This is a genomic window from Sphingomonas yabuuchiae (genome assembly GCF_001477495.1).
Classification (GTDB): Bacteria; Pseudomonadota; Alphaproteobacteria; order Sphingomonadales; family Sphingomonadaceae; genus Sphingomonas; species Sphingomonas yabuuchiae_A.
In genome coordinates, this window is the sequence record NZ_LDTF01000102.1 from 22,167 (window position 1) to 42,528 (window position 20,362).

Sequence of the window (20,362 nt, forward strand, 5' to 3'; positions counted from 1 at the left end):
TATGTCATGAATGGCAGGAAGGGTGGATGACGAACTTGTCATGGCCCCGTAAGGCGGCGGGGGCGGCGACGCTTCTATGCCGCTGTCCGGCCGGCATATCTGGGGGCCAAAGACAAGTGAGATGGACGCGAGTGGGGCGGATATGACAGGCGGTCGGATCATGACGATCGCGAGATGGGCGGCCCTGTGACGACGCATTCCAGGCTGGCGTCGATGGTCGATCGGGTCCTCGCCTATGCCAGGGCGCGGCGCGGTTATCTGGCGGCGGGCGCGGTCCTGCTGCTCGTCGCGCTCGGCCTGTCGGCGCTGCATCACCTGACCCGGACGGTTCGCCTGAGCGACGTCCGCGCCGCCTTTTACGCCATCGACCCGCGCCAGATCATGATGTCGGTCGGCTTCACCGTCGCGAGCTATATCGCGCTGACATTCTACGACGTGATCGCGCTGCGCGTCATCGGGCGGCCCTTGCGCTGGCGGACGGCGGCGACGGCGTCCTTCACCAGTTACACGCTCAGCCACAATCTGGGGCTGGGGCTGCTGACCGGCGGATCGGCGCGCTACCGCGTCTATGCTGCCGCCGGACTGGACGGGCCGGATATCGCGCGGGTCATCGCCATCGCCAGCGCGACCTTCTGGTTCGGCGTGTTCACCGTCACCGGACTGGGGCTGCTGTTCCATGAGGGGCCGATCACCGTCGAGACGTTCGTGCTGGGCCAGGGCATCGTCCGCTGGCTGGGCGGTGCGGTGGTGGCGGGGGCGCTGGGGCTGATCCTGCTGTGCGCGTTGCGGCCCGGACAGCGGATCGGCTGGCGCGCGTGGAGCGTACCGCTGCCGACTCCTGCGCAAGCTTTGGCGCAGATCGGCATCGCCTCGTTGGATCTCGCCTGTGCCAGCTCGGCGCTGTTCGTGCTCCTGCCGGGCGCGTCGATCGACCTGCTGCCCGCCTTCCTGCTCGCCTATGCGCTGGCGATCATCGTCGCGCTGGTCAGCCATGTGCCGGGCGGCATCGGCGTGTTCGAGGCGGTGGTGCTGGCGACGGTGCCGGTCGACCGGACCGAGCTGTTCGCCGCGCTGATCGCCTATCGTGTCCTCTATTATCTCGCCCCGCTGGCTCTGGGTATCGCGCTGCTGGCCTGGGACGAGGTGCGGCGGCGACCGATCCGGGCGCTGCGCGATCTTCGCCGGGTGCTGTTGGGCATCGCGCCGACCGTGCTGAGCGCGGCCTGTTTCGGTGGCGGTGCGATCCTGCTGCTGTCGGGATCGCTGCCCGCCATTCCGCAGCGCGTGCACCAGCTCGTCCATATCGTGCCGCTGCCCTTTATCGAGGCGTCGCATTTCGCCGCCAGCCTGGTCGGCACCGGCCTGTTGCTGCTGGCGCCGGGGCTCTATCGCCGGCTCGACGGGGCGAGCCTGTCAGCGCGCGCGCTGCTGGTCGCAGGCGCGGTTTTCTCGCTGGCCAAGGGTATCGATTATGAGGAAGCGGCGGTCTGCCTGAGCATCGCGCTGCTCCTTCAGATGAGCCGCAAGGCCTTTTACCGGCGCACCTCGCTGGTCGCGCGACCCTTGTCTCCCGCCTGGCTGTTGAGCGTCGCGGTGGTGATCGTGGGCACGGCCTGGATCGGTTTTTTCGCCTATAAGCATGTCGATTATCAGGAATCGCTCTGGTGGCGGTTCGCGCTGTCCGACGACGCGTCGCGCTTCCTGCGCGCGGGGCTGGGCGTGGCGGTGATGCTGGCGGGAGCAGGGCTATGGCGGCTGTTCCTGGCGGCCCCGCCGGGCGAGACGGACCATCCGGCGATGGAGCAGGTGCTCGGCGTGGTCGAACAGGCCGAGCGGACCGACGCCGCGCTGGCGCTGCTGGGCGACAAGCGCTTCCTGTTCTCGCCCGAGGGCGATGCCTTTGTGATGTATCAGGTCCGCGGCACCAGCTGGATCGCGATGGGCGATCCCGTGGGCCCGCGTGCCGCCTGGGCCGACCTGTTGTGGCAGTTGCGGACGATGGCGGACGCCGCGCAAGGCAGGCTGCTCCTTTATCAGATCACCCCCGACGGCCTCGAAATCGCGATTGAGATGGGGTTGCAGATCATCAAATATGGCGAAGAGGCGCTGATCGATCTGTCCGGCTTCGCGCTGGAGGGCGGACGGATGCGCGGGCTTCGTCAGACGCTGAACCGGTTCCGCACGCGCGAGAATGCCAGCTTCGCGATCCTGCCCGCCGCCGACGTGCCCGCCATCCTTCCCGAACTGAAGGCGGTTTCCGACGACTGGCTGCTGGAAAAGGGGCATGGCGAAAAGGGGTTCAGCCTGGGGCGGTTCGACCCGGCCTATCTGGCGCTGACCGACTGCGCCGTGGTGCGGGTCGAGGGACGGATCGTCGCCTTTGCCAATATCTGGAAGTCCGGGGATCGGCGCGAACTGTCGGTCGACCTGATGCGCCATGTCGAGGACGCACCCGGCGGCGTGATGGACTATCTGTTCGTCGAACTGATGCTGTGGGGGCAGCGGCAAGGCTATGGCCGCTTCGCGCTGGGGCTGGCGCCGCTATCGGGCGTGGACGGGCGGCGGCTGGGGCCGACCTGGGCGAAGATCGCGGCGCTGGTGTTCCGCCATGGCGAGCGCTTCTACGGCTTTCGCGGCCTGCGCGCGTATAAGGAGAAGTTCCAGCCGGAATGGGCCCCGCGCTATATCGCCGGGCCGCGCGGGCTGGGGCTGGTCAAGGCGCTGCGCGATTTGAACGCGCTGATCGCCGATGGGGGTGAGGCCAACTGATCCTCCCCGGTACGGGGAGGGGGACCGCCGCGGAGCGGTGGTGGAGGGGGCGTGCGGCAAAGACCATCCCTTGCCGAAGCCCCCCTCCGTCAGCGCTCTGCGCTGCCACCTCCCCGTGCCGGGGAGGAATAATCAGGACTTGAACAGCGACGGGGCCTTTTCGACCCGCGTCTTTCCGGTCGCATCCGTCACCGCATAGGTGAACCCCGGCAACAGACAGAACGCCCCGATCCGCCCCCGAACATCCATCGCCAGGAAGCCGACCTGCACCCCCTTGATCGCATCGCCGCGCAAGGAAGCGATATGCTTGGCGGCTTCCTCGCACGCCGCCTGCGGGCTCATCCCATGGCGCATCGAGGCGACAACGCGCGCGGTGCCGACGGTGCGGGTGACTTCCTCGCCCAGCCCGGTGGAGGTCGCACCGCCCACGCCGCGCTCGACATAGAGGCCCGAGCCGACCTGCGGCGAGTCCCCGACGCGCCCGCGCATCTTGAACGCCATTCCGGACGTGGTGCAGGCGCCCGCCATCCGCCCGCTGGCATCGCGCGCCAGCATTCCGATCGTGTCATGGTCCAGCGCCCCGCCCGGCGTGCCGGGCCGCCCCGCGCCATAGGTGCCGGTCTCGCTATTGGCGACAGGCTTGTAGTTTTGCGTCTTCAGCCAGTCGCGCCACGCCTTTTCCGCCTCCGGGGTCAGCAGGTTGACGCGAGGGAATCCCCGGTCGCGGGCGAAGCGCGTCGCGCCTTCGCCGACCAGGAAAGTGTGGGGGGTGTGCTCCATCACCGCGCGGGCGACCGAGATGGCGTGCACCGTATCCTCCAGCGCGGCGACCGCGCCGACGCCGCCTGCATCGTCCATGATGACCGCGTCCAGCGTGACATGCCCGTCGCGATCGGGATAGCCGCCGTAGCCGACCGAATGGTTGTTTGGATCGGCCTCCGGCACCATCACGCCCGCCTCGACCATATCGATCAGCGATCCGCCACTGCGTCCCCTGGCGAAGGCGGCGTCATTGGCGGGTGCGCCGAAGTCCCAGGTGGACACGATGACGGCGTTGGACCCGGTACCTGCCGTCGTCGTTACCGTCTTGGCCAGCGCGCGCACCGGCGCGGTCAATCCTCCGCCAACGCCCGCAAGTGAGGCGATCCCGCCCAGAAAACCCCTTCGACCCTCGATCATGCCCGCTCCGTTATACCGTCCGTGCTTGCGATGGATTGTGCGTTGATGCGCGCCGGGCGGCAAGCCTGTTTGGGAAACCGATATGACACCAATTTTAAGCTGCAATTGCTGCTGGAGAGCGCAGGGACGGCAATCTCTGGGAAAGCGTCGAGGGCAGCTTAAAAAATGTCAGGTGATTCAGCTCGTTGAAGTTGCTTTCGATTGTGTCTTTTAAGTGACACGCTTCGGACAAAGAAGGATTTAGGGCTCGATAGGTATGGTTTAGGTATTGACCAAACGAGGTAAAAAATCTGTTTCCTTGCCGGCGCCCGACAACCAGACTTAGCCTTGGGCCCAGGGGAGACGTATGAAGATCCAGCATTCCGCATCGTGGTTGGCGCTGTCCGCCGCATCGATGCTGTTCGCCGCGCCCGCCATCGCAAAGCAGGTCGGCGCCAGCGACGCCCAGACCGCCGCGCCGCAGGGCGACGCCGACCAGGCTTCCAACCCAAATCCCGGAACGGTCAGCGCCGATGCGGCAGCGACCCGCTCCGCCGCGATTTCAGGTACGCCGCAGGCCGCGAGCACCGGCGACGTGGTCGTTACCGGCACCCGCATCAGCCGACCCAACCTCGCCTCCGCCGCGCCGATCACCTCGGTCACGCGCCAGGACATCCAGGCGCAGGCGGCGGTCAATGTCGAGGACGTGCTGAACCGCCTGCCGCAGGTCGCACCCGACAGCCAGCAGACCTATAACGACTCCGACGGTCGCCAGCGGATCAAGCTGCGCAGCTTGGGCTTCGAGCGGACGCTGGTCCTGATCGACGGCAAGCGCCTGGGCACTCAGAACGGCCAGGACGTCGGCATCATCCCGACCTCGCTGCTCCAGCGCGTCGACGTGCTGACCGGCGGCGCCTCGTCGGTCTACGGTTCGGACGCGGTCGCGGGCGTCGTCAACTTCGTCCTGCGTAAGGATTTCGAGGGCGTTCAGCTCGACGCCAATTACAATTTCTTCAATCACAACAACAAGGACACGATCGTGTCGCCGCTGGCCCGTGCGGCGGGCTTCGGCAGCCCACGCGGCCTGACCAACGATGGCGGCCGGGCCGACCTGACCCTGACGGCGGGCACCAAGTTGCTCGACGACAAGTTGCACGTCAGCGGCTTCGTCAACTATCGCCAGACCAACGAGATCGCGCTCACCTCGCGCTCTAACGCGGGCTGCTACCTGACCCAGCTGACGCTGAACGGCCCACTGTCGTGCGGCCTGACGCCCAGCAGCTCGACGAGCGGTCTCATCACCCCCGGCACCGGTCCGAACAAGGGAGCGCAGCTGGTCAACAATCCCGACGGCTCGCGCACCTTCGTGCCGTTCGCTGCGGGTCCCGGCAACGCGTCCAACTATTTCAGCGGCTATGCCTATCAGCGGCCGTCCGAGCGGGTGAATGCCGGCGGCTTCGTCACGCTCGACCTGGCACCGGAAGCCGAGCTCTATGCCTCGGGCATCTGGTTCCGCGACAAGTCGTACACCAACTACCCGACGATCGCGAGCGGCACCGTCAACGTCAACTGCAACAACCCCTATCTGTCGGCGTCCCAGGCGACCACGATCGGTTGTGCCGCTGGCGTGGGCAGCGTACCTGTCTCGCTCGCCTATCGCCTGGGTGAAAACAACGACCGTCCCGACACCTTCATCAACACCGGCCTGCGACTGACCGGCGGCGTTCGCGGCAAGGTGGGCGATGCGTGGACCTATGATGTCGGCGGCGTTTACGCCCGCAACCATCAGGATTATATTCCCAGCATCCGCATCCCCGGCAACCTGCAGAATGCGGTGAACGTCGGCGGCACGCAGGCCAACCCGGTCTGCAACAGCGGTGCGGCCGGTTGCGTGCCCTTCGACATCTTCAGCGCGGGCAATACCAACCCCGCCCTGATCAACTATCTGTTCGGCAATGGCACCAACCAGACGATCGGCACGCTGTACGACGTGCAGGCGAACGTCACGGGCGACCTGACCAGCTATGGCATCACCTCGCCCTTCGCCGAGCAGGGTCTGGCCATCGCGCTGGGCACCGAATATCGCAAGGACACGCTAAAGTCGCGGGCCGACGCGGCCTATCTGGCGGCGGTCGGCGGGACCGACACCGATCTCAGCCAGGATGTGATCGAGGCCAACATCGAAGTCCAGGCCCCTCTGATTCAGCACAAGCCGTTCGCCGAGCTGGTGCAGGTCAATGGCGGCTATCGCGTGTCGAAGTACAGCAGCAATCCGAAGTCGTTCAACACCTGGAAGATCGAGGGCGTGTACGCGCCGGTGAGCGACATCACCTTCCGCGCCTCGTTCAACAAGGCGCAGCGCGCGCCGACCGTGGTCGAGATCCGCCAGGCGACCAACATCGCGTTCGCGAACGGCGGTGCGGGCACCTTCACCGACTTCTGCGCCCCCACGCCGATCCCCGGCCCGAACGGCGTCACCTATGGTGCGCCGATCGCATCGCGTGAAGTCTGCCGCGCGACAGGCCTGTCGGACGCACTGTACGGCAGCCAGAACCTGTTGTGCAGCAACGGCACCGCGCCCAATGGCAGCGCCGCCTGCTCGGTGCGTTCGGGCGGCTTCACCGCCGACCCCGAAACCGCCTACACCCAGACCTATGGCCTGGTCCTGAAGCCGCGCTTCGTGCGCGGGCTGGTCTTCTCGGTCGATCGTTACCGGATCAAGATCGACAACTCGCTCGGTTATAACGACTACAGCTATTACACCGATGGCTGTCTGCGTTCGGGCGGCGACCAGTTCTTCTGCCAGGGCATCGTCCGCAACGCGAACACCGGCACGCTGTTCAACGGCGGCTATATCCGCCAGGGCACGACCAATTATTACACGTCGGTTGCGCAAGGCTGGGACTTCCAGGCGCAATATGCGCTGAACCTGGAATCGATCGGTCGCCTGGACTTCGGCTTCAACGGCTCGCTGACCACCAATGCCGGTGGGCAGGACTCGCCGCTCCAGCCGAACCGCAACTGCGCGGGCTATTACGGCAATGGCTGCGGCCAGCTGATCCCCAAGTGGAGCCATGGCCTGCGCACCACTTATACGACCGAGGACAAGAAGTTCAGCGCTTCTCTCAACTGGCGCTATGTCGGTGCATTGACCAACGCCAACAACTCGGGCGATCCGGCAATCGGCGGTACCCCGGCGCGGGCGCTGACCAACTATTACCGTGTCGACCCGCAGAACTATTTCGACCTGGCATTCAACTTCGCCATCGCCAAGCAGTTCTCGCTGCGCCTGATCGCGAACAACCTGCTCGACCGAGCCGCGCCGATCGTGCCGGACTCCTACAATATCAGCCTGGCACGCACGAACACCATCCCGCAGCGTTACGACTCGCTGGGTCGCAACATCGCGATCGGGACCACGATCAACTTCTGATGAAGGGGGCGGGGTGCTTCGGCATCCCGCCTTCGCCCGAACGGAAAAGGCCGGTCGTCCTGATGGACGACCGGCCTTATTTTTTGGTTCGATCCCAACCCGTTCGCGGCGAGCGAAGTCGAGACGCCATCCCTTGGCCTTTGACTTCACTTATGCTGAATGGAGGGCGGGGAAGGGGGATTACTCCACGAAGTCTTCCACCTCACGCCGCTTGCCGCGCATGAAGGCGTCGGCGACGTGGCGGAGCGGTGCGATGTCGACGTCCGACCGCCCACCCTGAACAAGTTCGGCGAAGCGCGCGTACAGGCCCGGATATTCCCCGTGCAGCCCCTCTTCCCGATGCGGTGTCGAGCCGTCGGGCAGGGTCAGCACCGCGCCGCCCTCGGCCAGCTTCAGCGTGCCGTCGGTCGTCTCGACGACGATGTCCCAGCTCTGATGCCCTTCCTGCCGCCAGTCGAGATCGAGCGTGACAGGTGTGCCGTCCGTCGTGCGGAAGGCCACGTCGGCCGCGATCGGCGCGTCGCGATTGGCGGGGAAGTCCAGCGTCGCCCGCTCGATGAAGAAGGGCTGCGGCATGATATGCGTCGCGATCGACAGGGCGTTGATGCCCGGATCGAACACGCCGAAGCCGCCCGCTTCCCAGATCCAGGCCTGGCCCGGGTGCCATTGGCGCACATCCTCCCGCCAGGTGATCGCGGCCGATTGGACCTTGCGGCTCGACAGCCATTCGCGGGCAGGCTCGACGCCGAGCGCATAACGCGAGTGCCAGCTGGCGAAGAGGGTGACATTGGCCTTCGCCGCCAGTTCCTCCAGCACCGCCACTTCGGCGAGCGTCGCGCCCGGCGGCTTTTCCAGGAAGACGTGCCAATTGTTCGCCAGCGCGGCGGCGGCGATGGCGTGGCGGACCTGGGGCGGGGTGCACAGCGCCACCGCATCGACCTTCACGTCGCTTTGGGCGAGTTCGGCGATGTCGTGGAAATGCGGCACGCCTTCGACACCGTTGGGCGAGCGGCTGACAGTCGCAACCAGTTCGAAGGCCGGGTTGCCGGCAATGGCGGGGACATGCTGGTCATGGGCGATCTTGCCCATGCCGACCAGTGCGAGACGGATCGTGTCGGTCATCGGTATCAGCGTGCCTTTTCGACATAAGCGCGCGCCGACACGGCGACATCCGCCGCCGGCTTGCCCGCGCGATAAAGGTTGGAGCCTAGGCCGAACCCGTCCGCGCCGTGCGCGCGCCATTCGGCCATGTTGTCGGGGGTGATGCCGCCCACCGCCAGCACCGCGACGTCGCGCGGCAGGACGGCGCGCTGCGCCTTGAGGAAGGTGGGCGAGGCGCCCTCGGCGGGGAACAGCTTCAGGCCATGGGCACCGGCCTTCAAGGCGGCGAACGCCTCGGACGGGGTGAAATAGCCGGGTAGCGAGATCAGCCCCTGCGCGACGCTGTGCGCGATGACCTCGACATCGGTGTTGGGCGAGACGATCAGCGTTCCGCCCGCCGCCTTGACCCGGTCGACCTGTTCGGTGGTCAGGACGGTGCCTGCACCGACGATCGCCCTGTCGCCGACATGCGCCGCGATCGCCGCGATGCTGTCATAGGGCTGGGGCGAGTTGAGCGGCACTTCGATCAGGGTGAAACCGGCCTCGACCAGCGCGTCGGCGACCGGGATCGCTTCGGCGGGCGTCAGGCCGCGCAGGATGGCGACGAGCGGACAGGCGGCGAACGCCTTGGCAAAGGTCTGGGCGGGGTCGGTCATGACAAATGCTCCCGAATGGCGTGAAGTCCGGCAAGGAAACCGGCATGGCTGTCGAGCGCGACGACGGTGCCGCCCCGCGCCTCGATCCCGATGGTGTAGAGGTCGGCGAGCAGGCCGCTCGACAACAGATGGACGGCGCCGCCCTCGATATCGGGCACCGCACCGATGTCGCTGCCGATGAGCAGCCCGCTGGCATAGGCCGCCGCGTCCTCCGCCGCGATCCGGCCGAGCAGCACCGAGGCCCGCACTCCGAACAGCGCCGCCGTCAGATCGCAGGCACCGCTGCCGCGCGCCAGACCGTCGCGAAAGGCGGGGCCGTCCGCGACCGGGCCGTCGAGCATTCCAGCCAGGATGCCATGCCCCTTGACCAGCGCGAACAGCTCGCCGGTCATGGTGGTGGCGAAGTCGGTGATCCGGCCGCTTTCGACATGGACCCATTTGTTGTGCGTGCCGGGCTGCGCGAACAGCGCGTCGGCGGGGGCGAAACCCGCCGCGACGGCACCCAGAACCTGCACCTCTTCGCCGCGCATGACGTCGGCGCGCGTGTCGGTCAGCAGCGAGACGCCGGGGACGATGGTGACGTCCGCTTCCTCGATCCGGGTCGCGGCCCGCGCCAGGCTGGCGAGATCGGCGGGGGCGGGGACATAGGCCGCCTCGCGCCAGCCGCGTGTCGAGCCGACCATACCCGCCGCGATGACGGGCAGCTCGCCGAACCGCGCGCGGATCGCGGCGATCTCAGCCGGATAGTCTTCAGCGTTCATCGCCAGCACGCCGCGATCGTCACGCACCGTGTCCAGCATCGTGCCGTCGGCGGCGATGACATAGCTGCGTCGGTTGGTGGTACCCCAATCGATCGCGATATAGGCGGGCGTCACGTCTGATGGCACGGCGGGCACGCCCTCTCCTGAATTTTTTCTAGAAAGATTTGTAGGACAATACGACCGGCCGTGCAAGCGGGCCGCTTGGGGCTTTTTGAGCGGATTGCCGAACAACCGTCCGAAGGGCTGAGCGGAAAACAGCACGATATCGACCGCCTATAATATATCGCGACGCATTACCAATAAGCATGGGGAAATGGGCAATGCCTGTCCCGCCGAATGCGCCGACAAAGCCGCCAAACCGCGAAATGCCCGGACATGGACAGCCCGGCAGACTCGGCTATGCGGGATGACAGATACATGAAATCGACCATTGGGATGGGGATCGGAAGGCCGGCTGCGGCCGCTTTTCCGCTCGCGCGATCGCGGCTGGCGGACGGGCGGCGCCCGAATTTGGACATCATGGCCATGCCGTTCGTCGCGACTATGGATCGCCGACAGCACGGATGACCCCCATCGAGAAGGCGTCGAACATGCAGAGTGACGATCGAAACCAGCAGAGCCGGACGTGTGCATCCGAAACCGGGGCGCAGCGCGGAATCACGCGACGCGCCATGATGGGCTCCGCGCTGGCCGCCAGCACGGCGGCGGTCGCGCCCTTCGCGGCGGAGGCGGCGGGGTCCGAGCAGAAGGTCGACGTCCTGCTGATCGGCGGCGGTATCATGAGTGCGACGCTGGGCGTGCTCCTGCGCGAACTGGAACCGAGCTGGACCATCGAGATGGTCGAGCGGCTGGACAAGGTGGCGGAGGAAAGCTCCAACGGCTGGAACAATGCGGGCACCGGCCACTCGGCGCTGTGCGAGCTGAACTACACCCCGGTCAACGAGGCGGACGGCAAGGTCGAGATCAAGAAGGCGATCGAGATCAACGAGCAGTTCCAGGTCACGCGCCAGTTCCTCAGCCACCAGCTGCGTACCGGCGTGCTGAAAAACCCGCGCAGCTTCATCAATTCGACGCCGCACATGAACCTGGTCTGGGGCGACGAGAATGTCGCCTTCCTGCAAAAGCGTCATGCCGCGCTCCTCGCCAGCCCGCTCTTCTCGGGCATGGAGTTCACCACCGATCCGCGCCAGATCGCCCAGTGGGTGCCGCTGATGATCGAGGGGCGCAAGGCGGGGCAGACCATCGCCGCGACCCGCTCGGTGCTGGGCACCGATTGCGAATGGGGCGAGGTGACGCGCCAATATATCCGTGCGCTCCAAGGGCAGCCGGGCGTGACCCTGACCACCGGTCATGAGGTCCGCTCGCTCGAGCGCAATGCCGATGGCACCTGGCGCGTGACCGCGCGCGATCGCAAGACCGACGAAAAGCGGATTATCACCGCGCGTTTCGTCTTTGCGGGTGCGGGCGGCGGCGCACTGCCCATCCTGCAGAAGTCGGGTATCCCTGAGGGCGACGACTATGCCGGTTTCCCGGTCGGCGGATCGTTCCTGGTCACCGAGAACCCCGCCATCGCCAAGCGGCACATGGCCAAGGTCTATGGCAAGGCCTCGACCGGATCGCCGCCCATGTCGGTGCCGCATCTCGACACCCGCTATCTGAACGGCAAGCAGGTTCTGCTGTTCGGGCCCTTCGCGACCTTCTCGACCAAGTTCCTGAAGGAAGGGTCCTATTTCGACCTGCCCAAGTCGGTGACGCTCGACAATTTCCGCCCGATGCTGTCGGTCGGCTGGGATGAATTCTCGCTGGTCGAATATCTGGCGGGCCAGCTGATGATGAGCCAGGAAGACCGGATGAACGCGCTGCGGGAATATTTCCCGAACGCCAAGGACGGCGACTGGCGGCTGTGGCAGGCGGGCCAGCGGGTACAGATCATCAAGCGCGATCCCGAAAAGGGCGGTGTGCTGAAGCTCGGCACCGAGATCGTCGCGTCCAAGGACGGCTCGATCGCCGCGCTGCTGGGGGCGTCGCCGGGTGCCTCGACCGCGCCGTCGATCATGCTGAACCTGCTCAAGAAGGTCTTCCCCGATCGGCTCGCGACCCCGGCCTGGCAGGCCAAGATCCGCGAGATCGTGCCGAGCTACGGCACCGCGCTGAACGAGGATCGCGATCTGCTGGCGCATGAATGGGCCGCGACCGCCGAGACGCTGCAACTCGCGCTCGCCCCGCCGCCGGTCAGCGCGCCTTCGACCACCGAGGCACCGCGTCCCGAAGCCACGCGGGTCAGCCCCAACCGGCATCCCGACCTGGCGCTCTGATCGCGGCCTATCTGTCCCCTCCCTCGAATGGGAGGGGACAGGAACTGTCCTCACGTTTAATCGAAAGTGATCGCCCGGGGATGACGGAGGGCGCACATCGTCCTACATCCGGCGTCATGTACCAGTTCGACATCGCCGCCGGATCGAAGGCGGAGCTTTACCGGGACCTCCACGCCGCGCTCGATGCATTGACCGCAGGGGAGGGGGATGCGGTCGCCAACATGGCCAATGCCGCTTCGCTCATCTGGCAATATCTGCCCGATCTCAACTGGGCGGGCTTCTATCGCATGGTCGGTGGCGAGCTGGTGCTCGGGCCGTTTCAGGGCAAGGCGGCCTGCATCCGCATCCCGGTCGGCAAGGGCGTGTGCGGAACGGCGGTCGCGGAGGCGCGGACGCAGCGCGTGGCCGATGTCCATGCTTTCCCGGGCCATATCGCCTGTGACGCCGCCAGCCGGTCCGAACTGGTCGTGCCGGTCCTGTTCGACGGCACGGTGATTGGCGTGCTCGATCTGGACAGCCCCGAGCCCGGCCGGTTCGACGAAGAGGATCAGGCGGGGTGCGAGGCACTGATGGCGCTGCTGGCCCCGCGTCTCGCGGCGATGGCGGGCTGACCCGTTTCGGGACTTTCGGCGTCGCTATCGATGGGGGCAGCGCGCTGATATCAAACCTTGTTCCGGTTTCGACGTTGAGGGGGCGACGTCATATTGAACAGGGGAAGATATCTGCCATGCGAAGCGCGCCGCGCCTGATCGTCCTGACCCTATCCATGATCGCCAGCGTGCCCGCCACGGCGCAGGCGGGGGCAAGCTACCCGCGTCCCGATTTCGCTCCCGACCGGCCGGCGGGGCCGATGCGTGGGCCGATGCCGGTCGTCCGGACCGACTCGGTCGGGGTACCGCCCGCGCGGGGGAACCGCTGGGGCAGCCGGGTCGGCGGACGCTGGTGGGGCGGGGCCAACGCGCCTGGCGGCTGGCCCGCCTATCGCCGCCCGGTGCGTGGCATGACGGTGCCCTCCTATTGGACCGATCGACGCTTCGGGGTGGAGGACTGGGCGGTCTATACCTTGCCGCAGCCGCCGCACGGGTATCGCTGGTCGCGCTATTATGACGATGCGGTCCTGATCGACCAGCGCGGGACGGTCTATGACAGCGTATACGGCGTGAACTGGGACGGGACGCCCGATTATGCGGGCGCGCCCAATGCGCCCCCGCCGCCGCCGGTTCGGCGCGACACGGGGTTGGGTGGCGCGGCGATCGGCGCGACCGCGGGCGGCGTGGCGGGCAATCTGATCGCCGGGCGGGGAAACCGTCTGGGCGGTACGCTGATCGGTGCGGGCGTGGGTGCGGCGGCGGGCTATGCCATCGACCGGGCCGAGGGTCGCGGACGGCGCATGGAGCCGGGCTATGACGACTACAGCTATCAGGACCCATATGCGGCGCCTCCGCCGCCGCCTGCCATGGGGCGGCGCGTGGTGACGCGGGACGGCACGACCGTCACCACCACGACCACGGTGGGCACGACGGGGGCGCTGCCTTCTCCGCAAGCGGGTTATTATGCGGACGGCTATTATTATCCGGCTCCCACGGTCACCACGATTGTGGTACAGGGCGCTCCTGTCATTACCACGACGACGAGCACCACGACTGAAGTGGTGCGCTCTGCCCCGCGCCGTGCGCGCGTTCGCAGTACGCCGGTCCGTCGCTGACGCCTTCCCCCAGGGGGGATTTCAGCCCGAGAGACGCCGGGCTGGAAACCGGGATGCCGCTCCGATTCTCCCGCGGGGCGGCATCCTTTTCCTATTTCGGCCTATGACCGTTCACCGGCCGCCAAAGGTGACCAGACTCTCCGCGCCGTCCGCCGCGATCGACGAGACGCCGATGAAATGATCGTCGACCGGGACCTGGGTCAGCACCGTCTTGGTCTCGGTCACGTCGCGCGACTCGCTCCACTGGGCGGTGTCGTTGCGCCGCCAGTGGACGCGGTAACGGACCGCGCCCGGCACCGCCGCCCATTCGACCTGGGTGTCGCGGGATAGCGCGCCGCTGATCGTCACCTTGTCCGGCGCGGCCGGGGCGGCGGCCAGACGGCCGAGCGTGGCGATGTTGATCGCCGTCACCTTCGCCAGATAGGGGAAGTCCATCTTGTCGATGGTGTCGCCGAACGCGACCGTGCCTTCCTTGCGCAGGTCCTGGTGCTGCGCATCCCAATCCTCGTTCGCCACCGAGAAGCGGACGGCGGGGTAGCCGAGCTTCAGGAACGGCTCATGATCGCCGCCGCGCCCGAAACGGTCGGGCCGCCGGTCGAGGAACACGTCAAGGCCACCCAGCTTGTCGGCCACGCCGTCGATCGCCTTGGCCAGCGCACGGCTGGGGCCGTCATCCTCGCCGCCATTGCCGCGCCGCTGGATTTGCTGGGGCAGGTCCTCGGAGGCGCGGATGCCCTCGGAAAAGACCCGCACCCAGCGCGCCTCGCGGACGCCGCCCTGGCCGACCGTGTTGCCGACGATATCGTTGTTGAGCATCGCCGAGACACGCCAGTTGCGGGCCTTGGCGGTGTCGGCGAGCAGCGTCGCGCCCCACAGCCCCTGCTCCTCGCCCGAGAAGACGGCATAGACGATGGTCGCGTCGAACTGCTGCTTCGACAGATGGCGCGCGGCCTCCAGCACCAGCGCCACGCCCGAGGCATCGTCATTGGCCCCCGGCGCGTCGGAGGTGGCGTCCATCACATCGGTGACGCGGCTGTCGATATGCGCACCCACGATGACTACGCGGTTGGGATCGCGTCCGCGCTGGATGCCCAGCACATCCTCGACCATCACGCCGTTCGGCGCGCGCGGGCCGGTGAAGCGTCGGTTGATGCGCTCCACGGTGATGCAGCCGTTACAGCCCTGGCCGATCGTCTCGAATTGCCTGGCCGCCCAGTCGCGCGCCGCGCCGATGCCACGCTTGGGATCAGTGGTCGTGGAGGCGGTATGGCGCGTGCCGAAGCCGACCAGTGTTTCGACATCGGCCTTCAGCCGGGCGGGCGAGGGAGCGGCGGCAGGCGTTGCGGCGGCGACGAGCAGAAGCGGAAGGATCATCGCGCCAGACTGGCCGAGTGGGAATGCGCAGGCAAGTGCCGGATTTTGCGGGCAAAGCGGTTCGGCCCGGCGTATCGCCACCCGCGTGGCATCGATCGTCATAAACCGTTGTCAACATATTGATCTGGATGGAATTATGGACCGTCATAGGCGCGCTCACGTTGGCTTTTGACGCATGACAGCGACGAAGGAACCATCATGAACGCCAAATCCGTCAGCCTGGGCCTCGGCCTGTTCTCGCTCGCCTTGGGGGCCGCCGAACTGCTCGCCTCCCGCCGCATCGCCGAGCGTTTGTCGGTGCCGGGAGGGGCAGGGGCCGTCAAAGCTTACGGCGTGCGCGAGGTCGCCGCCGGGGTCGGACTGGTCCAGGCACCCGCCCATTCGGCGCGGGTGTGGAACCGGGTGATGGGCGATCTGCTCGATCTGGGGACGCTGGCCGTGTCGGCGCGTCGGTCGCCGCGCGAGAAGGCGGTCTGGGGCGCGATCGGGTTCGTGGCCTTTGCCACCGCACTCGACGTGCTGACCGCGCGGGCGCTGGATCGCACGACAGGCAAGACGATGCCGGTCGGGGCCTGACGCGAAAAACCGCCCCGGACCGGACGGTTCGGGGCGGTTTTCGATCCTCCCCGGTACGGGGAGGTGGCAGGGCGTCAGCCCTGACGGAGGGGGGCTTCCGCATAGGGCATCCCTTGCGGCACTCCCCCTCCACCATGCTGCGCATGGTCCCCCTCCCCGTGCCGGGGAGGATTTTCAGGGCCGCTCGCCGATCTGTTCGGCCTGGGCGCTGCTGTCGGGACGGGCGGGGCCGAGCACCGGCTCTTCGCCCATCGGTTCGTTGCGGAACACGGTGAACTCGCCCTTGCCGTCGACGCTCGGCCCCTGGGTCCAGCGCCCTTCGGGATAGGTGCCGTCGACCGAGGTGACGAAGAAGTCGTAGTTATGGTCCTGGCTCTCCTTCGCTTGCGGGAAGGAGTTGGGGATGGGGAGCGACGCCTGTTCGCCCAGTTCCTCGATCACGGCCAGCCATTGCTCCTGATGCATCGTGTCGCGCGCGATCATGAAGTGGAGCATGTCCTTCATGCCCTGATCATGCGCGGCATTGTAGAGCCGGGTCGCCAGCACGCGGCCGGTGCTCTCGGCGGCGACGTTGCAATACATGTCGGCGGCGATGTTCCCGCTGGCATAGATATGGCTCATGTCGAACGGCACGCCGTCCGAGTCCGATGGATGTGCCGCCAGCCCGGTCGACAGGATATGCTTGTGCAGCGTCCCCTCGATCGCGTGGCGGGCATTGCCGCCGCCCATGACCGCGCCGACGATGCCGTCCGCCGCGCCCTCTTCCTGAAGCGAGGCGGGGGCCTTGTCGAGATTGAGCGCGACGGCGGTCGCCAGCATCTCGATATGCCCGATCTCCTCGGTGGCGGTGTGGAGCAGCATGTCGCGGTATTTGGGCGTCGGGGCACGGTTGCCCCAGGCCTGGAAGAAATACTGCATGCAGACGCGGATCTCGCCCTCCACGCCGCCGATCGCCTGTTGCAGCATCCGCGCGAACAAGGGGTCGGGGTTCTCGCAACGGACGGGATATTGCAGGCGTTTGTCGTGATAATACATGATCGGCCTCGCTTGGTGGGAGTGTCGGGGATCAGTGGCTGGCGGTTTCACCCGCCGCGCGCCGTTCGAGATAGCGGCGGGTCAGCGCGGCATTGTTCTCGTCCACCCAGGCCGCCATCGACAGTTCCTCGTTCAGCGACTGGGTGAGCAGCGGCGTGGCGCTGCCGAAGCCGCCGACATCGGCGATGGTGATGAGCGACTTGTAACTGGCCGCCTCGAAATTCTCGAAGGCGAAGTTGGCAAAGCTGTTCTTTAGGATTTCATCGGGCGCGAAGGTGTGGCCCAGAGCCGCCATATTGCCCGAGAAGCTGAGCGCCGCGTCCTTCAGCATCGAGCGGCTCTCGTTGAAGCCGTCGAGAATATCCTCCAGCCGGACGATCTGCTGTTCGGTTTCGCCCCGATGCATCCGCAGGTGATCGGCGACATCCGGATAGTTGGACAGGTGATCGAGTTGCCGGTCGATCAGCGCCAGCGCCTGATGCTCGACGGCATGGGCGTTCTTCAGCCCGGCGACAAAGACTGCCGCGACGACGTCATTGGGTAGGGTAGCCATGGATCATCGCTCCTTGGGTTGAGGATCAGAGGAAGGGGGTGCCGCCGGTGACGGGGATGGTCGCGCCGCTGATGTAGCTGGCCTCCCCGCTCGCCAGCAGGACGTAAGGGGGCGCGAGTTCGGCGGGTTGCGCGGCGCGCCCCATCGGCGTCTGTTCGCCGAAGCTCTTCACCGCCTCGGGCGGCATGGTGGAGGGGATCAGCGGGGTCCAGACCGGGCCCGGTGCCACCGCATTGACCCGGATCTTCCGCTCGGCGAGCATCTGGGCCAACCCGGCGGTGAAATTGTGGATCGCGCCCTTGGTCGTCGCATAGGCCAGCAGTTGCTGGTTGGGCTTGTCGGCGTTGATCGAGGTCGTGTTGATGATCGACGCGCCTTTGCCCATGTGCGGCAGCGCGGCCTTCACCAGATAGAACATCGCATGGATGTTGGTGGCGAAGGTGATCTCCCACTCTTCGTCGCTGATGTCCTCGACCGCCTGGAAGCTCGCCTGATGCGCGGCGTTGTTCACCAATATGTCGACCCGGCCGAACGTCTGGACGGCGCGCTCGACGATGGTGCGGCAATGCGCCGGATCGCTGACATCGCCGGGGATCAGCAGTGCCTTGCGGCCCGCCTGTTCGACCAGCCGCTGGGTCTCGGCGGCATCCTCGTCTTCGGACAGGTACGAGATCACGACGTCCGCGCCCTCGCGGGCAAAGGCGATGGCGACCGCGCGGCCGATGCCGCTGTCCGCACCGGTGATGATCGCCTTCTTGTCGGTCAGCTTGCCATGGCCGACATAGCTATGTTCGCCATGGTCGGGGCGCGGGTCCATCGCCTCGGTCTGGCCGGGCATGTCCTGCTGTTGTTCGGGCTGGGGTGGGGTAGGGCGTTCGTTCATGGACCGTCTCTCCTTGCCCCATCCAATGGGCGGGGCAGGGAGGCGTTCCGGAAAAAATCCTGATCTTAAAACGCGTTAATCTGTATTTTCGAGTTCCGTGTCCCCGTCGTGCAAAGGCGTCGCTCCGTCCGATCCGGCCCGCGCCAGATGGACGAGGATCACCTTTTCCAGCGCGTCCATCGCATCGGCATAGCTGTGCGAGTCCGTCGCCAGCGTCTCGATGGCAAAGCCGTGCCCGCGCGCGGCGGCGCGAAAGGCGACGCCGGTCGCATCGCCCTGTGCCACGATGATCGCGGCGTCCTCGGCCCAGCCATGGATGGCGCGGATCAGCGGCGCGGCGGTCGCGTCGAGGGGCGAGGGGGCGGCGGCGATCTTGGTCAGTCCCTGGCGCAGCTTGCCCAGATCGACCGCACCGCGCGCCAGCCGCAGCCATTCGGCCGGGTTGACCAGCTTCTTCGCATAATGGCGGCGGATCGCGGCGGCGGGGGGCAGCGCGTCGGGTTCCTCCGACAACCACGGGTTGGAGAGCAGGACCTTGGCGAACCCGGCCTCCGCGCCGAACATCGCCAGCGCGGCGGCGGCGTCGCAATTGCCGAAGCCGATGATCCGGGTAAGATTTGCGGCCTCGGCAAAGGCGTCGATGGCAGCCGCGATATCGGGGCCGCTCGACTCCCAGCCGCCATTGGCGCCTTCGCTATCGCCGACGCCGCGCCGGTCGAAACGGAACACCGGATAGCCATGGGCAGCGATCCGGGCCGCCAGCATCGCCTGGCCCCGATGCGCGCCCATGCGCGGCTCGTTGCCGCCGGAGACGATCATCAGGCCGGTATCGCGGTCCGCTTCGTCCAGCGTGCCGATCAGCGTCGCACCCTCGCAGGGAAAAGAGATCAGCCTTCGCATGACGCGATCCACTGCGCGATATCCTCGGCCAGCCGGGCGGCGAGTTCGGGGTCTTCCTGCGGCTCGGCCCGACGCCAGGGCGGCACGGCATTAATCACGCGGTCGGCGGGCGCACGGTCATGGCCCAGCCGCACGACGCGGCGCGGCACGCCAGGCTGGTCGTGAAGTCCGGCCCCCGCCAGCCCGGCGAGGAAATGCGGGGAGACCCGGTTGCCCGCGACGCGCACCGGCGACTCCGCGCCGAATACGCCATGTTCGTCGCCACGCAGCCCCGCCGCCGCGCGCACCCGGATCACGTCGCGTAGTACGGCTTCCCCCGTCATCGGCGTCAGGTGCCAGCGCCCGGCCAGCAATGCGAACCCGTCGACCAGCGCGCCGCCCCGGATCGACACGGCGTAACAGGGCCGATCGCCGAGCGACTCCGCCGCGGCCTGATGCGCGTCGCGCCATTGCAGGATGCTGGCATTCTCGGTGGGGATCAGGCTCTCGCCCGTCCCCGGCCAGTCGGGCAGCGCGCCGCCGATGCCGTGATCGGCCAGCCGCCGCAGCATCGCGACCGCCACGCCGCGCGTCCGGTTCGCTTCCTCCCAGAAAGGCAGCGCGACCAGCACGACCGGCCCTTGCGCGGGGCCGAAGCACAACATCGCCTCGCGCCCGCCGGGCCAGTCGTAATAGTCGATCAAGCGCCCGCCTTGGATTGTGCGAAGGCGACCAACTGGCCGAACGTCTCCAGCATTTCGCCGTCAATCTCGTCATCCTCGATCAGGATGCCCAGGCGATCCTCCAATTCGGTCAGCACGCCCGCGACCGCCATCGAGTCCAGCTCGGGCAACGCACCGAACAGCGGCGTGTCCGCGTCGAAACGGTCCACGCGCTCGGCCGACAGACCCAGCACATCGGCCAGTACGCCGCGCACTGCCGCTTCCACTTGCCCGTTTGTCTGGAGTTCCAAACCCTGTCGCCCTGCTCTTTGTAATGTTTGCGACAGCGTTAGTGCGGTGGGGGGCGTTGGGCAACGGGTGTTGGCGTGACGTTTGGTGTCCAGGCAAGCATCGGAGACCCAAGCCCTCCCCGGCCCCTCCCGCCTGCGGGAGGGGATAGGTTTGGGGCAAGCGCACGGCCAGGCAAAGCCCCATCCCGCAG

At 67.0% G+C, this 20,362-nt stretch carries 17 protein-coding genes; 6 read left to right on the forward strand and 11 right to left on the reverse strand.

What is annotated here, in order from left to right; all coding sequences use genetic code 11:
* The first annotated feature begins 213 nt into the window (after positions 1-213).
* Entirely contained in the window at positions 214-2,769 is a 2,556-nt protein-coding gene (gene mprF / locus NS355_RS16205; protein ID WP_084788046.1) for a bifunctional lysylphosphatidylglycerol flippase/synthetase MprF, read from the forward strand.
* A 132-nt stretch (positions 2,770-2,901) separates the two neighbouring features.
* Here mprF and NS355_RS16210 read toward each other — a convergent pair whose 3' ends face one another.
* Entirely contained in the window at positions 2,902-3,948 is a 1,047-nt protein-coding gene (locus tag NS355_RS16210) for a N(4)-(beta-N-acetylglucosaminyl)-L-asparaginase (protein ID WP_058746623.1), read from the reverse strand.
* Between the two features lie 346 nt (positions 3,949-4,294).
* On the opposite strand from NS355_RS16210, the gene NS355_RS16215 reads away from it, so the two are divergent.
* Positions 4,295-7,360: a TonB-dependent receptor domain-containing protein gene (locus tag NS355_RS16215; protein ID WP_058746624.1), complete on the forward strand. Its 3,066-nt coding sequence runs from the start codon at positions 4,295-4,297 to the stop codon at positions 7,358-7,360.
* Between the two features lie 180 nt (positions 7,361-7,540).
* Here the strand turns inward: NS355_RS16215 and NS355_RS16220 are convergent, their stop codons facing one another.
* Genes NS355_RS16220 through NS355_RS16230 form a run of 3 tightly spaced genes read right to left on the reverse strand, consistent with a single transcriptional unit; the run spans position 7,541 to position 10,004 of the window.
* Complete coding sequence (locus tag NS355_RS16220; protein ID WP_058746625.1) at positions 7,541-8,482, reverse strand: Gfo/Idh/MocA family protein; 942 nt, start codon at positions 8,480-8,482, stop codon at positions 7,541-7,543.
* 5 nt (positions 8,483-8,487) lie between these two features.
* The gene (locus tag NS355_RS16225; protein WP_058746626.1) at positions 8,488-9,117 is read right to left on the reverse strand and encodes a 2-dehydro-3-deoxy-6-phosphogalactonate aldolase; all 630 of its coding nucleotides are present in this window, start codon (positions 9,115-9,117) and stop codon (positions 8,488-8,490) included.
* The gene (locus NS355_RS16230; protein ID WP_058746627.1) at positions 9,114-10,004 is read right to left on the reverse strand and encodes a 2-dehydro-3-deoxygalactonokinase; all 891 of its coding nucleotides are present in this window, start codon (positions 10,002-10,004) and stop codon (positions 9,114-9,116) included. Before NS355_RS16230 ends, NS355_RS16225 begins: the two co-directional genes overlap by 4 nt.
* 545 nt (positions 10,005-10,549) lie before the next feature.
* On the opposite strand from NS355_RS16230, the gene mqo reads away from it, so the two are divergent.
* From mqo to NS355_RS16250, 3 genes are all read left to right on the forward strand, one after another.
* Positions 10,550-12,193, forward strand: coding sequence for a malate dehydrogenase (quinone) (mqo, locus tag NS355_RS16240; RefSeq protein WP_244489720.1), 1,644 nt, complete (start codon positions 10,550-10,552; stop codon positions 12,191-12,193).
* Between the two features lie 116 nt (positions 12,194-12,309).
* Positions 12,310-12,804 (forward strand): GAF domain-containing protein, encoded by a 495-nt coding sequence (locus tag NS355_RS16245; RefSeq protein WP_058746630.1) that lies wholly within the window; start codon positions 12,310-12,312, stop codon positions 12,802-12,804.
* Positions 12,805-12,920: 116 nt separating this feature from the next.
* Positions 12,921-13,898: an RcnB family protein gene (locus NS355_RS16250; RefSeq protein WP_058746631.1), complete on the forward strand. Its 978-nt coding sequence runs from the start codon at positions 12,921-12,923 to the stop codon at positions 13,896-13,898.
* 111 nt (positions 13,899-14,009) lie between these two features.
* On the opposite strand, the gene NS355_RS16255 is transcribed toward NS355_RS16250, so the two are convergent.
* Entirely contained in the window at positions 14,010-15,272 is a 1,263-nt protein-coding gene (locus NS355_RS16255) for a M20/M25/M40 family metallo-hydrolase (protein ID WP_058746632.1), read from the reverse strand.
* 198 nt (positions 15,273-15,470) lie between these two features.
* Here NS355_RS16255 and NS355_RS16260 point away from each other — a divergent pair, with 198 nt between their 5' ends.
* Complete coding sequence (locus NS355_RS16260) at positions 15,471-15,848, forward strand: hypothetical protein (RefSeq protein ID WP_058746641.1); 378 nt, start codon at positions 15,471-15,473, stop codon at positions 15,846-15,848.
* A gap of 174 nt (positions 15,849-16,022) precedes the next feature.
* Here NS355_RS16260 and NS355_RS16265 read toward each other — a convergent pair whose 3' ends face one another.
* The 6 genes from NS355_RS16265 to NS355_RS16290 form a co-directional block, all read right to left on the reverse strand.
* The gene (locus NS355_RS16265; RefSeq protein WP_058746633.1) at positions 16,023-16,883 is read right to left on the reverse strand and encodes a manganese catalase family protein; all 861 of its coding nucleotides are present in this window, start codon (positions 16,881-16,883) and stop codon (positions 16,023-16,025) included.
* 31 nt (positions 16,884-16,914) lie between these two features.
* A complete protein-coding gene (locus NS355_RS16270) occupies positions 16,915-17,436 on the reverse strand; it encodes a ferritin-like domain-containing protein (RefSeq protein WP_056434062.1) in 522 nt (173 codons plus the stop codon).
* Between the two features lie 25 nt (positions 17,437-17,461).
* Positions 17,462-18,319 (reverse strand): SDR family oxidoreductase, encoded by an 858-nt coding sequence (locus NS355_RS16275; RefSeq protein WP_058746634.1) that lies wholly within the window; start codon positions 18,317-18,319, stop codon positions 17,462-17,464.
* Between the two features lie 75 nt (positions 18,320-18,394).
* On the reverse strand, positions 18,395-19,219 hold the full coding sequence (locus NS355_RS16280; RefSeq protein WP_058746635.1) for a hydrolase 1, exosortase A system-associated: 825 nt from the start codon (positions 19,217-19,219) through the stop codon (positions 18,395-18,397).
* On the reverse strand, positions 19,207-19,902 hold the full coding sequence (locus NS355_RS16285) for a hypothetical protein (RefSeq protein WP_244489721.1): 696 nt from the start codon (positions 19,900-19,902) through the stop codon (positions 19,207-19,209). Before NS355_RS16285 ends, NS355_RS16280 begins: the two co-directional genes overlap by 13 nt.
* Positions 19,899-20,171 carry an acyl carrier protein gene (locus NS355_RS16290; RefSeq protein WP_058746636.1) on the reverse strand — a complete coding sequence of 91 codons (273 nt, stop codon included), beginning with the start codon at positions 20,169-20,171 and terminating at the stop codon, positions 19,899-19,901. Before NS355_RS16290 ends, NS355_RS16285 begins: the two co-directional genes overlap by 4 nt.
* Positions 20,172-20,362 lie beyond the last annotated feature (191 nt).

What these genes read in the sequence shown, in the direction of transcription:
- mprF (WP_084788046.1), top strand. Translation starts at nt 214, where the DNA reads ATGGTCGATCGGGTCCTCGCCTATGCCAGGGCGCGGCGCGGTTATCTG.
- NS355_RS16210 (WP_058746623.1), bottom strand. Translation starts at nt 3,948, where the DNA reads ATGATCGAGGGTCGAAGGGGTTTTCTGGGCGGGATCGCCTCACTTGCG.
- NS355_RS16215 (WP_058746624.1), top strand. Translation starts at nt 4,295, where the DNA reads ATGAAGATCCAGCATTCCGCATCGTGGTTGGCGCTGTCCGCCGCATCG.
- NS355_RS16220 (WP_058746625.1), bottom strand. Translation starts at nt 8,482, where the DNA reads ATGACCGACACGATCCGTCTCGCACTGGTCGGCATGGGCAAGATCGCC.
- NS355_RS16225 (WP_058746626.1), bottom strand. Translation starts at nt 9,117, where the DNA reads ATGACCGACCCCGCCCAGACCTTTGCCAAGGCGTTCGCCGCCTGTCCG.
- mqo (WP_244489720.1), top strand. Translation starts at nt 10,550, where the DNA reads ATGATGGGCTCCGCGCTGGCCGCCAGCACGGCGGCGGTCGCGCCCTTC.
- NS355_RS16245 (WP_058746630.1), top strand. Translation starts at nt 12,310, where the DNA reads ATGTACCAGTTCGACATCGCCGCCGGATCGAAGGCGGAGCTTTACCGG.
- NS355_RS16250 (WP_058746631.1), top strand. Translation starts at nt 12,921, where the DNA reads ATGCGAAGCGCGCCGCGCCTGATCGTCCTGACCCTATCCATGATCGCC.
- NS355_RS16255 (WP_058746632.1), bottom strand. Translation starts at nt 15,272, where the DNA reads ATGATCCTTCCGCTTCTGCTCGTCGCCGCCGCAACGCCTGCCGCCGCT.
- NS355_RS16260 (WP_058746641.1), top strand. Translation starts at nt 15,471, where the DNA reads ATGAACGCCAAATCCGTCAGCCTGGGCCTCGGCCTGTTCTCGCTCGCC.
- NS355_RS16265 (WP_058746633.1), bottom strand. Translation starts at nt 16,883, where the DNA reads ATGTATTATCACGACAAACGCCTGCAATATCCCGTCCGTTGCGAGAAC.
- NS355_RS16270 (WP_056434062.1), bottom strand. Translation starts at nt 17,436, where the DNA reads ATGGCTACCCTACCCAATGACGTCGTCGCGGCAGTCTTTGTCGCCGGG.
- NS355_RS16275 (WP_058746634.1), bottom strand. Translation starts at nt 18,319, where the DNA reads ATGAACGAACGCCCTACCCCACCCCAGCCCGAACAACAGCAGGACATG.
- NS355_RS16280 (WP_058746635.1), bottom strand. Translation starts at nt 19,219, where the DNA reads ATGCGAAGGCTGATCTCTTTTCCCTGCGAGGGTGCGACGCTGATCGGC.